The organism is Bradyrhizobium sp. PRIMUS42, assembly GCF_023006515.1.
Lineage (GTDB): Bacteria > Pseudomonadota > Alphaproteobacteria > Rhizobiales > Xanthobacteraceae > Bradyrhizobium.
The window spans coordinates 1-13,116 of record NZ_JALBGZ010000095.1 but is presented as its reverse complement, the minus strand read 5'-3'; the positions used below and the strand labels follow the sequence as shown (position 1 = coordinate 13,116).

Below are 13,116 nucleotides of genomic sequence, written 5' to 3'. Positions count from 1 at the left end.
GTCGACGATGGCGAGCAGCTTCAGGGCCGCAGGCGATGCGCAATTGTCCCGGTCACCGTCGCAGAGCGCAAGCTGCACCATGTCGTCGTCGAGCCTGTGCTTCAACGCGGACCATTTCTGCTGCAGGCTGCCGGACGAGATGGCGAAGGCGAACACGCCGAACGGCTCGGCGGATTTGCGCACGAGAAGGCCTGCTCCCGGCGACAGCAGCGTGCCGGCGCGGAGCTCGGCGACCGATCCGAGCAGGATCAATCCGCACATGACAAGGATTGCGCGCCAGGCGCGCGAGCAAGCAGCCGTCTCCATCTGACATCCCCTTCCCGGGCTTCGCCAGGTCCCCCTCGACCTCGACGTGCCGGGCTTTGTTGCTTTCGTGGAGATAGTGCGAGACGGGCCGTTTTGTTCTGCTTAACGCGCCGGGAGGGGGCGCCAAAACCAGGGAACAGGCTGAAACGGGCCTGCCCAAATTGCGTAAAATTTTACGATTCGGAGGCTAATCGTGTCCGGCTGCCGCGAAAGGGAGCCAATTGCAGGCAAAAGTTGTGGGGGTGCCGAATCTGCGTCCTATGGCCAACAACCCCTATTTCATGGGGTTCTGTTAGTTAGGTCACAGATTTAACTCCGTATTTGCCGCAGGATGCTGCGGGACCCCGTGAAGGAAAGATGATGCAAGTATCTGCTGCGTGACTATACAGCAGGTTACTCTGGATGACTGGAAATGCGTGGAAACGAGCTAAATTCGACTTCAGAATACTTGAGGGATTACCTTGGCTTCTCTGGAGAGGTTCCGACCCGCGGGGCCTCTTGGTGCCAAGTGATGCGAAATCACACAAGCAATAGATGGTATCGCTAAGGACTTCCTAATGCTATGCAAGCTTAGGCGGTCGATACTTACTTAAATTTTAACCCTTTTACGGTGCCCGATTGAATTACGCTGGCCAATTTGACGCCGCGATTTCTTTGGACGGCCAAGGTTCCCGTTCGTCTGCAGCGGGCCATGTCGATTCCTTTACGGCGAAAGCGCATGGTCATGTGCCTGAGGGCGCGTTCGTTGTTCCCGACCCCAATCTGATCTTCAACGGCGAGTTCAAGCGCACGGGGCTCGATCTCGTGCTGTCCCACGAGGGGCACGAGTTCGTCGTTCACGATTATTTCAGGGGCGATAAGCGTGCCGCGCTCGCCTCCCCCGACGGCGCCCATCTCAGCGGCGACGTCGTCAACGCGCTCACGGGTCATGTCCAGGTTGCGCAAGCCGCGCCCGGTGCGGCCGCGGCCCAGGTCATCGGCCACGTCACCAAGCTCGTGGGCAGCGCGACCGCGATCCGCAACGGCGTCTCGGTCATCCTGAACAACGGCGACAACGTCGAGAAGGGTGACGTGGTCTCGACCGGCGCCGATTCGACGCTCGGCATCACCTTCATCGACGGCACCGTGTTCGGCCTGTCCTCCAACGCGCGGATGGTGCTGAACGAGATGGTCTACGACCCCAACGGGTCGAGCAATTCCTCGCTGCTCAGCCTGGTCGCGGGCACCATCACCTTCGTCGCCGGCGAGACCGCCAAGCACGGCGACATGAAGATCGACACGCCGGTCGCCACCATGGGCATCCGCGGCACCGCCGTGCTGACCCAGATCAACTTCGTCGTTCCCGCCGGCGGCGGCGATCCGCAGCCGCAGGCGAGCTTCCAGGTGCTGGTCGAGCCGAACGGCACGACGGGCTCCTACATCCTGTTCGACAAGGTCACGCTGCTGCCGATCGCGACGGTCAACCAGGCCGGCCAGATGATCCAGATCAGCGGCGGCAACGTCTCGATCTCCAATGCGCTGATGTCGCCGGACGTGCAGAAGCTGATCACGGACGTGTTCACGCTGAAGTTCACCGACAACAACACCAACACAAAGCTGACCACGAACTTCACCGACACGCTCACGCCGGTCTTTCAGGAAGTGGTGTTGAAGTCGGGGTCCGGCGCCGTCGTGACCGCGACCTTCGTCAACCTCAATCCGCAGGGACAGGATAGTCCCGGCAATTCCACGCCGATCGTCACCCGTATGCCCGGCCAGCCGCTGGTGCAAAGCCTCGATCTCGGCGGCAACGTGAAGACGGCGTTCGCGCTGACCGAGCGCGCGGACACCACGGGCGATACGGCGCATACCGACACGGTCTCCGGCCGGATCACCTTCGTCGATCAAAACCTCGGCGATCGCCCGACGGTGTCGGTGAGCCTCGACGACGCGCCGAACTACGTCTACAAGAACGCCGGCCAGCAGGACGTCACCGGCTCGCTCTCCGCGCTCCAGAAGCAGGACATCGCGGCGACGCAGATCCAGATCAGTGTCGTTGCCGACAGTGCCAACAACAACAACGGCTCGGCGGTCTGGACCTACACGATCCCCGACAACGTCTTCGACTTCCTCGCCGCGGGCGAAACGCTGACGCTGACCTACATGGTCCGCGTCGACACCAATTTCGCAGTCAACCCCGAGAGCAAGTTCGTCCCGATCACCATCACGATCACGGGAACGAACGACAAGCCCACCGTCGCGACGTCAGGCGGCGCCGTCATCGAGAAGGTCGGGACCGGCAACGAGGCTCTGGACACCATCACGGGCACGGTCGCCTTCACCGACGTCGATCTGACGGACCGGCCGATCGTGAGCGCGGCGCTCTCGTCCACCCACCCGTTCAAATATCTCGATGCCGAAGGCCACGATATCACCGCGACGCTGACGCCGGAGCAGCGCGCCGCGATCGCCGCCGTCGAGGTGCCGCTGACCGTGGTGCAGGGCGCCGGAAACGGCAACAACGGCTCGGCCACCTGGACCTACAGCGTTCCCGACCATCTCTTCGATTTCCTCGCCGAAGGCGAGACGCTGACGCTCAACTATGTGGTGCAGGTCGATGACGGGCACGGCGGCGTCGTCAGCACGCCGATCACCGTGTCCATCAACGGTGCGGACGTCAATGTCGAGGGCACCAACGACCTGCCGACGATCGTCGAAGACTCCACCACCCCGACAGGTGCGGTAACCGAGGATAGCGCGGCCACGCTCGCCGCCAACGGCACCATCACGTTCAACGACCCCGATCTCACGGACACCCACACCGCGAGTTTCGTCCTGAAGTCGACGATTTCGAGCGCGCATCTGCCCGGCTTCAGCGACGGCACGTCGCATGTCGGCACGTTCGCGCTTGAGCCGGTGGTCGAGAGTCCGGGCGTCAGCTCTCTGGGATCGGTGAAGTGGACCTTTACGCTCGACGATGACGATCCGGTGCTCCAGTCGCTGGCCATGGGCCAGACCATCACTCAGGTTTACACCGTCAAGGTCGACGATCATCACGGCGGGACGGTCACCCGGGACGTCACGGTCACCATTACCGGGGCCAACGATGCGCCGACCATCACAAGTGGCGCTGCGGCGGCAACGGGCAAGGTCATCGAGGACACGGGCCTGACGCTTTCGATCGGCGGCACGCTGGCGATCCAGGATCTGGACCTGATCGACACGCATACGGCGGAGGCGATGTTCAAATCGTCGGCCTCCAGCGCGCATCTGCCCGGCTTTGTGGATGGGTCGACCAATATCGGGACCTTCACGATCGATCCGTCGGTGCTCGAATCCATTGCGGATACCAACAACGGCGCGACGCTGGGCTGGCACTTCACGCTCGACAACAGCAATGCGATGCTGCAGTCGCTGGCCGAAGGGCAGACCATCACCCAGGTCTACACCGTTACTTTCACTGACAATCACAATGCGACGGTCACTCAGGACGTCACCGTCACCATCACGGGCGCCAACGACGCACCGACCATCACCAGCGATGCCGCGGCGGCAACAGGTCATGTCGTCGAGGACGCGGACCTGACGCTGTCGATCGACGGCACGCTGGCGATCCAGGACGTCGACTTGATTGACACGCATACGGCGGAGGCGGTGTTCAAGTCGTCATCGGTCAGCTCGGCTCTGCCGGGTTTCGATGCCAACGACACGAACATCGGCACCTTCACGATCGATCCGTCGGTGCTCGAATGCACTACGGACACCAACAACGGCGCGACGCTCGGCTGGCACTTCACGCTCGACAACAGCAACGCGATGCTGCAGTCGCTGGCCGAAGGGCAGACCATCACTCAGGTCTACACCGTCACGTTCGACGATCATCATGGCGGCATCGTTAGCCGGGACGTCACCGTCACGATCACAGGCGCCAACGACGCGCCGACGATCACGAGCGATGCTGACGCGGCAACGGGCGCGGTCACCGAGGATGAGGGCGCCTCGCTGACGACCTGCGGCACGCTGGCGATCCAGGACCTCGACCTGATCGACACCCACACGGCGCAGGCGGTGTTCAAATCGTCGTCCGTCAGCACCGACCTGCCGGGCTTCGGAAGCGGTGCGCATATCGGCACCTTCTCGATCGACGCGGTGTCCGAATCGGGCAGCGATACCAGCACCGCTGCGACGCTGGGCTGGCATTTCACGCTGGATAACAGCGATCCCGTGCTGCAGTCACTGGCGGAGGGGCAGACCATCACCCAGGTCTACACCGTCACGTTCGACGACCAGCAGGGCGGCAAGGTCAGCCAGGACGTCACCGTCACGATCACCGGCACCAACGATGCGCCGGCGGTTTCCTATGCCACGTCGGACTACATGAACTTCGACGGCCAGACGATCGCAGTCGGCGAGGTGCCGACGGTCGCCACCGATGGCGTGACGCTGGACGGCTGGGTGAACTGGAATGGGGGCACTGATCCCGGCCACGGCCAGATCCTGTTCTACAACGGCAACACCTCGACCACCGGCTTCGGTCTGCTCGGCACCGCCAACGTCGATGGTACCTTGGAGCTGCAGATTCTCGCGGGCGGCGTCGACATCGAGGATACCGGCATCGCGCTCACGGCCTCGCAATGGCACAACATCGCGCTGACGCGCGACAGCGGCACCTTCACGCTCTATCTCGACGGAAACCTCGAATATTCGCAGGCATGGGGCGTCAATCCGATTGACGGCAGCCCGTCGAATCCGTCGGCGTCCTATATGATGATTGGCGCCGCGAGCGAGCCGGGCGCGGCGGGCTTTGGAGCGGAGGGCTTCTTCGGCTCGATCGCCGATGTCAGCGTCTGGACCTCCGCGCTCACGCAGGCGCAGATCCAGTCGATCGATTTCACCGCGCTCACCGGCAGCGAAGCGGATCTGGTCGCGTATTACCAGCTCGGCGACGGCAGCGGGACCACGGCCGCCAATACGGTCAACCCCGCCAAGAGCCTCGCAATCGAGGGCGATGCGGATTGGGCGAGCGGCACCTCCGGGCCGGGCGGCGCCGTTGCCGATCTGATGGAAACCAATGCCGGCCAGCTTTCGCATGGCGTGCTGACGGTTTCCGACGTCGACGCGACCGATCACGTCACGGTGTCGGTCAGCCAGGTGCAGGTTACTCTCGACGGCGTGCCGCAATCCGGCAGCGTCGGCGGGCTGTCGCAGGCGGACCTGCTGAACTATCTCTCCGTTCCGACCGGCGACATCCTCGACGGCACGGCTACCCATGCCCAGTTTACGTGGCAGTTCAATTCGGGCAGCCAGGCCTTCGATTTCCTCGCCGCGGGCCAGACGCTGTCGCTGCAATACACCATCGTTCCGTCGGATGCTGTTGGCGCTGGCACGAGCGCAGTCGTCACCGTCAACATCGCCGGCACGAACGACGCGCCGACGCTTGCCGACCTCCACATCGGCCCGCTCTCGGATACGGCCGCTGCCGACACCTTCTCCGATCTGACCGGCACGCTGGCGGGTCACGATGCCGATACCGGCGAGACAGCGACACTGACCTATGCCGTCCTCAATGCGGATCATCATGCGACCGCAACCGTTGCGGGGCTCTACGGCTCGCTGACGGTCGACCATGACGGCAACTACAACTACGTTCCCAATGCAGCGGCCATCAATGCGCTGCCGGCAGGCTCCTACACGGATGCGTTCACGGTCCAGACCACGGACGCGCACGGTGCGACCGGCACGGCCACGCTCACGGTCGACGTGACCGGGGCGAACGACGCCAGCGGCCCGGTCATCGACACCACGCGCTTCCAGGTCGAGCACATCACCGAGAACAGCAACCACATTATCACCGAACTTGCCGTCCTCGACACCGATGCAGGCGCAGCGGCGGATACGTTCACCGTTACGCTGTCGACCGCAAATCCGGACGTCAGCACCGTCTATTTCGCTCCGATGACGGGGTCGCTCGACGCAATCAACGCGGGCCTCGCGAGCGGCGGAACTGGCGTCGTCTACGATCCGACAGGCGCCAGCACCGATGATTACCCGCAGCCGCCCGCGACCGACCAGATCACGCTGACCGTCGCCGATTCGGCCGGCCACTCCGACACGGTCAACTTCATCTTCGTCGAGGGAGCGAGCAGCCAGGATATCACTCTGGCAGGCGCCAACGGCAAGGACGTCATTTTCGCGACGGAGTCGAGCGACACGTTGATTGGCGGCGGCGCCAAGGACCAGTTCGTGTTCGCGCCAACGTCGTCGCAGACGGCGGTTCAGCACACCGTGAATGACTTCGAGACTTGCCTCGACAAGATCGACTTGCGGCAGTTCACCAGCATCACGTCTTGGACACAGGTCTCGCAGCACGCGGAGCAGCAGGGCACCGATACCTTGCTTACGCTCGACAGCAACGACAAGATTCTCCTGAAGAACACCGTCGTCGGTAATCTCCACGCCAGCGACTTCATCCTTCATGTGAGTTAGAGGCGTCCGTCCAGGCACGCGACCCTTCATTCCGCTTTGATCGCGCCAAAAATTGCTTATCCTGTGTCGCCGAACTGTGGCCATCGGCGGCATGGCGGTGCGAGATCGAACCCCAGCGGTTGGCAGGAAGTCCGATCAAAATGAAACGTCTCAAGATCCTGCGGCGGTGGTTTGCGCGGAAGCTGGGCTTTGCGCGGCTGATGTGCCTTGCGCTGCTGGTCGTGTTTGCCGGCGCCCGCCTCTGGGATCCGCTGCCGATCCAGGAATTGCGGCTGCGCACCTTCGACATGTTCCAGCTGATCGATCCGCGCCACAAGACGGCGCGGCCGGTCGTCATCGTCGACATCGACGACAAGAGCCTTGCGAGGCTCGGCCAGTGGCCATGGCCGCGCACGCGGATCGCCGACCTGATCCAGAACCTCACCAACAACGGCGCGGCCGCGATCGGCTTCGACGTCGTCTTCTCCGAAGCCGATCGGCTTAACCCGGATCAGGTTGCGAGCCAGATGCGCTATCTGGACGATGCCACCCGTGCCAAGTTGCGCGAGCTGCCGAGCAACGACCAGATTCTTGCCGACGCCATCAAGCGCTCACGCGTCGTGCTGGGGGAGACCGGGCTTCCGGAGGTCCTGTCCGAGCTCGACAAATCGCTTCCGTTCACGGGGGTGGCGACCCTCGGCGAGGAGGGAGCCGAGCGCTTCCTGTTCGAATTCCCCGGCCTGCTCCGCAACGTGCCGATCATCGAGAAGACAGCAGCCGGGCGCGGCCTGTTCTCGATCCGCACCGAGCGTGACGGATTGATCCGCCGCGTGCCGATGATCATGCGCGCCCAGGGCAACATCATGCCCTCGCTCAGCCTCGAGATCCTGCGCGTCGTCACGGGAACGCCGACCTTGCTCGTCCGCACGGACAAGGCCGGTGTCAGGTCGATCCGGCTCAAGGGCGTGGAAATTCCGACCGACAAGAACGGTCAGCTCTGGGTGCACTATGCACGCCGGGACCCCTCGATCTACGTGTCCGCGGTCGACGTGCTCGACAATAGCCTGCCGCCCTCCAAATTCGCCGGAAAGCTGGTGCTGGTCGGCACCTCCGCCGGCGGATTGAACGATATCAAGACCACGCCGGTATCCCGGGCCATGCCGGGGGTCGAGATCCATGCCCAGGTGCTGGAGAGCATCTTGAGCAGTGCCGTGATCTCGCAGCCGAACTATGCGCTCGGCGTCGAGCTGCTGGCCGCGCTCGTCATTGGCCTGCTCGTCATCATTCTGACCCCGAATCTCGGCCCCGTGCGCCTCGTGCTGGCGGGTGCGGCCTTCGCCGCCATCCTGGTCGGTGTGTCCTGGTTCTTCTACGCGCAATACCGCTATCTCATCGACTTCACCTATCCTCTGCTCTCGACCACCGCGGTCTATCTGACGCTGATCTTCGCGAGCTTCGTGCGCGAGCAGCGGCAGCGCAAGGAGATCCGCGGCATGTTCGCGCAATACCTGTCGCCGGCGCTGGTCGAGCAGCTCACGCCGGAAAAGCTCGTCCTCGGCGGCGAGGAGCGTGAGATCACGATCATGTTCTCCGACGTGCGCGGCTTCACCTCGATCTCGGAGAGCTACAAGCACGATCCGCAAGGTCTCACCGCCCTGATGAACCGCTTCCTGACCCCGCTGACCAATGTGATCACGGAGCGGAAGGGCTATGTCGACAAGTACATGGGCGACGCCATCATGGCGTTCTGGAACGCGCCGCTCGACGATGCCGAGCACGAGCTCAATGCCTGCGCGGCGGCGGTCGGCATGCTCGAGAAGATCGACGAGGTCAACAAGGAGCGCGAGCAGGAGGCCGCCGACGGCGGCCACGTCTACATCCCGCTCAATGTCGGCATCGGCCTCAACACCGGCATCGGCGTGGTTGGCAACATGGGCTCCGATCTGCGCAAGAACTATACGGCGCTCGGCGACTGCGTGAACCTCGCCTCGCGCCTGGAAGGGCAGACCAAGGAATACGGCTTCCCGATCATCGTCGGATCCAGCACCGCGCTCGCGGCCAAGGACAAGTTCGCAATCCTCGAGCTCGACTTCATCATGGTCAAGGGCAAGAGCGAGCCGGAGGTGATCTACGCCATCGCCGGCCGCGAGGACGTGATGCATTCCGCCGCCTTCCAGCGCCTGCGCAACATCACCATCGAGATGCTCGGCTGCTATCGCGGCCGCGACTGGCAGGGCGCGCTGGACGCGATCGAACGCGGCCGTCGAAGCGAGGATGCCGACACGCTGGAGAAGCTGTTCAAGCTCTACGAGGCGCGTATCAAGGATTTCCAGCTCAACCCGCCGCCGGAGAACTGGACCGGGGCCTATGCGCTGCTGACGAAGTAGGCGCCGCGTCGTCGTCGCGTGGGCAAAGGCGCGAAGCGCCGCGCCCACCATCTCTCTCTCATCGCGCTCTGATGGTGGGCACGTTTCGCTTTGCCCACCTACGACGGCAATGGCCGGCGGTCCCTCTCACTCCATCCCGATCGTCGTCAGATCCTGGAACCAGTGTTGGGCCTGCACGAACTGCTTCACCTTCGGCGACAGCGCGTGCGGGTTGGTGTCGTGGACGACCCAGACCAGCGTGGCATCATCCACGATCAGCGCATGCGCCTGTGCCAGCAGCTCGTCCTGCTTGGCGGCATCGAAAGTCTGCTTGGCCTCGTCGATCAGTGCATCGACTTTCGGGTTCTTGTAACCTCCCCAGTTGACGCCGACCGGCGCGATCTGGCCCGAATGGAAGAAGCGGACAATGGCGTAGAGCGGATCGGAGGTGACATAAGCGATGTTGTTGGCGGTGATGCCGGCATTCATCTCGTCGGCCGCGCCCTTGCGCCAATGCGTGTAGAGCGTCTCGAGCTCGACGACCTTGAAGTCGATCTCGATGCCGATCTCCTTGAAGCTCTGCTGCAAAAATTCGTTCATCGGCAGCGACAGCATCTGGCCGGTGCCGCCCTGCGCGATGATGAAGGTCGCCTTCAGCGGTTTTGCTTTTGAATAGCCGGCCTCCTCGACCAGCTTCTTCGCCGCAGCGAGATCGTATTTCAATTCGAAGCTCGGTTTGCCGAACCATGGGCTCGACGGGTCGACCTGGCCCTTGGCGGGTTTCGCAAGGCCATTCATCAAGCCGACCACGGCCTCGCGATCGATCGCGAGGTTCAGCGCTTTGCGCAGGCGGATATCGGTCCAGGGCGAGCCCGGCAGCACGCTGAGATGATAATTCCAGACATGGGGCGTGACGTTGTCGACGAGCTTCATGCCCGCGGCTTTGAGTTGCGGCACGGCATCCGGTGCCGGCGTCTCGATCAGATCGACTTGCCCGGCAAGCAGCGCGTTTGTGCGGGTCAGCGCTTCCGGCATCGGCACCAGCACGATTTTGTCGGCCTTGGGAATGCGCTTCTTGTTCCAGTAGTCCGGATTCTTGGAGAGTTCGGCGAGCTCGCGCGGCACCAGTTTTGTCAATTTGAAAGGGCCGGTGCCGGAGGGCTGGCTCGCGAACTTGTCCCAATCCTTGCCGAGCTTCTCATACTGCGCGGGGCTCGACACCAGGAACCACAGCATCTGATAGGGGAAGAAGGAATCGACCGTTTTGGTCGTGATCTCAACCGTGAAGTCGTCGATCTTGGCGTAGCTCGCGACGGAGGGCAGGCGGGTTTTCACCTGCGCGCTCTGCCGCTTGTCGAATTGCGGCGCCTTGTCGTTGAGCACCTTGTCCAGATTCCAGATCACCGCATCGGCATTGAACTCGCTGCCGTCGTGAAACTTCACCCCGTTGCGAAGCGTGAAGCGCCATTTGGTCTTGTCGGCGTCGTCGACCTTCCACTCGGTCGCAAGACCCGGCACCAGCTTGCCGGGGCGGTCCGCGACGTCCATCTCCCAGGCCACCAGGGGATCGTAGATCGTGTACGCCGTGAACTGATAGGCGCCGGCGCCGCGATCGGGCTGCCCCGTCGTCAGCGGGATATCCGCCATCGAGATGCCATATCGCACCACCGTTTCGGCACGTGTCGAGATTGCGGACGATGCCAGCGCAAGCACGGCGAGACAGATCGATAGACGAAGACGCATGGCCTAGAGCTCCCAGGGATTTCGGGAGCAAGCTTGCAATCTTGATGCCAGAATAGGCAGCGCGACGCGTGCACCCACCCGCGACCCACAAGGACTTGTCGTCGCATGGCTAAATTGCAGAATAAGTTTCTCTTTGGCATAGCCATTGCATACGATTGCATCAAAAATAGTCATCGAAGCCGGAAAAGGATTGAGGCGATGCTTACTAAGAAGAACACGCGCGCGGCATTGATCGCGGTGCTCGCTCTAACGACGGCGGCTGCATGGCCGCGCGTCGCCAGCGCGGAGACCGTGCTGCGCATCGGCATGACCGCTGCCGATATTCCGCGTACCCTGGGCCAGCCAGATCAGGGTTTTGAAGGCAATCGCTTCACCGGCCTCACCATGTATGACGCGCTGACCGGCTGGGACCTGTCCTCTGCCGAAAAGGCGAGCGTGGTGATCCCCGGCCTTGCCACCGAGTGGAAGGTCGACGATGCCGACAAGACCAAGTGGGTGTTCAAGCTGCGCCCCGGCGTGACTTTCCACGACGGTTCGCCCTTCAATGCCGACGCCGTGGTGTGGAACGTCGAGAAGGTGCTGAAGCAGGACGCGCCGCAATTCGACGCCAGCCAAGTCGGCGTCACCGCTTCGCGCATGCCGACGCTGGCCTCCGCCAAGAAGATCGACGACATGACCGTCGAACTCACCACCAAGGAGCCCGACAGCTTCCTGCCGATCAACCTCACCAATCTGTTCATGGCGAGCCCGGCGAAGTGGCAGCATTTCTATGACAAGGCGGAAGGCGCCGATGCCAAGGCCAAGTCGCAGGCCGCATGGACTGCGTTTGCCAAGGACGCAGCGGGCACCGGTCCGTGGAAAATGGCGGGCTTCACGCCGCGCGAGCGGCTCGAGCTCGTGAAGAATGCGAGCTATTGGGACAAGGCGCGTGTGCCCAAGGTCGACAAGATGGTGCTCTTGCCGATGCCGGAGGCAAACGCGCGCACCGCGGCGCTGCTCTCCGGACAGGTCGATTGGGTCGAGGCACCTGCGCCGGACGCGCTGCCCGAACTGAAGCAGCGCGGCTTCAAGCTCTACGCCAACGAGCAGCCCCATGTCTGGCCGTGGCAGTTCTCGCGCATCGAGGGTTCGCCCTGGAACGACATCCGCGTGCGCAAGGCCGCGAACCTCTGCGTCGATCGCGAGGGCCTCAGGGACGGCCTGCTCGCTGGCCTGATGGTGCCGGCGACCGGCACCTTCGAGCCCGGCCACCCCTGGCGCGGCAAGCCGGCCTTCGAGATCAAGTACGACAAGGCAGCTGCGCAAAAGCTGATGCAGGAGGCCGGTTTCGGCCCCAACAAGAAGCTGACGGTAAAGACGCAAACCTCCGCCTCGGGCTCGGGCCAGATGCAGCCCTTGCCGATGAACGAATATCTCCAGCAGGCGCTCGCCGAGTGCTATTTTGACGTGAAGCTCGACGTCATCGAATGGAATACGCTGTTCACCAACTGGCGCCGCGGCGCCAAGGATCCCAGCGCCAACGGCGCCAATGCGACCAATGTCACCTATGCGGCGATGGACCCGTTCTTTGCGCTGGTGCGCTTCCTGCAGTCAGGCATGGCGGCGCCGGTCTCGAACAATTGGGGCTTCATCAACGAGCCCAAGTTCGACGAACTGGTGAAGAAGGCGCGCCAGACCTTCGATCCCGCCGCGCGTGACGCCGCGCTCGCCGAGTTGCACGCGGCCTCCGTCGACGACGCCGCCTTCCTCTACGTCGCCCACGACGTCGGCCCGCGCGCCATGAGCCCGAAGGTGACAGGCGTCGTGCAGCCGAAGAGCTGGTTCATCGACTTCTCGCTGGTGTCGATGAACTAGTGAGGCGAGCCACGTAGTCGATGCACCCTCTCCCCCTGTGGGAGAGGGTGGCTTCGCGACAGCGAAGCCGGGTGAGGGGTCTCTCTCCGCGGGAGTTAACCCCTCCATCGATGCAATAATCTCCGCGGCTAGAACCCCTCATCCGGCGCTTCGCGCCACCTTCTCCCACAAGGGGAGAAGGGAAGAAAAAGAAGCAACGTGCTCGCCTATATCGCCAGACGCATTGTCTATGTCGTTCCGATCGTCATCAGCGTGGCGCTGGTGTGTTTCCTGCTCGTGCACATCACGCCAGGCGATCCGCTGGTGGCCGTGCTGCCGGCCGACGCCTCGCAGGAGCTTGCCGCGCAGCTGCGTACCGCCTATGGCTTCGACCGCCCGCTGCCGGTGCAGTTCGGCCTCTGGC

4 protein-coding genes and 2 pseudogenes are annotated in these 13,116 nt (G+C 63.1%); 4 read left to right on the top strand and 2 right to left on the bottom strand.

The window, feature by feature from the left end; all coding sequences use genetic code 11:
* Positions 1-306 (bottom strand): annotated as a pseudogene (locus MOV75_RS10840) (hypothetical protein); the annotation flags it as partial.
* 726 nt (positions 307-1,032) lie between these two features.
* On the opposite strand from MOV75_RS10840, the gene MOV75_RS10835 reads away from it, so the two are divergent.
* Complete coding sequence (locus tag MOV75_RS10835) at positions 1,033-6,771, top strand: VCBS domain-containing protein (protein WP_247005652.1); 5,739 nt, start codon at positions 1,033-1,035, stop codon at positions 6,769-6,771.
* A 140-nt stretch (positions 6,772-6,911) separates the two neighbouring features.
* Positions 6,912-9,137: a CHASE2 domain-containing protein gene (locus MOV75_RS10830; protein WP_246919850.1), complete on the top strand. Its 2,226-nt coding sequence runs from the start codon at positions 6,912-6,914 to the stop codon at positions 9,135-9,137.
* A gap of 126 nt (positions 9,138-9,263) precedes the next feature.
* On the opposite strand, the gene MOV75_RS10825 is transcribed toward MOV75_RS10830, so the two are convergent.
* The gene (locus MOV75_RS10825; RefSeq protein WP_246919846.1) at positions 9,264-10,859 is read right to left on the bottom strand and encodes an ABC transporter substrate-binding protein; all 1,596 of its coding nucleotides are present in this window, start codon (positions 10,857-10,859) and stop codon (positions 9,264-9,266) included.
* Between the two features lie 198 nt (positions 10,860-11,057).
* On the opposite strand from MOV75_RS10825, the gene MOV75_RS10820 reads away from it, so the two are divergent.
* A complete protein-coding gene (locus tag MOV75_RS10820; protein WP_247005650.1) occupies positions 11,058-12,713 on the top strand; it encodes an ABC transporter substrate-binding protein in 1,656 nt (551 codons plus the stop codon).
* A 198-nt stretch (positions 12,714-12,911) separates the two neighbouring features.
* Positions 12,912-13,116, top strand: a pseudogene (locus tag MOV75_RS10815) (ABC transporter permease); the annotation flags it as partial.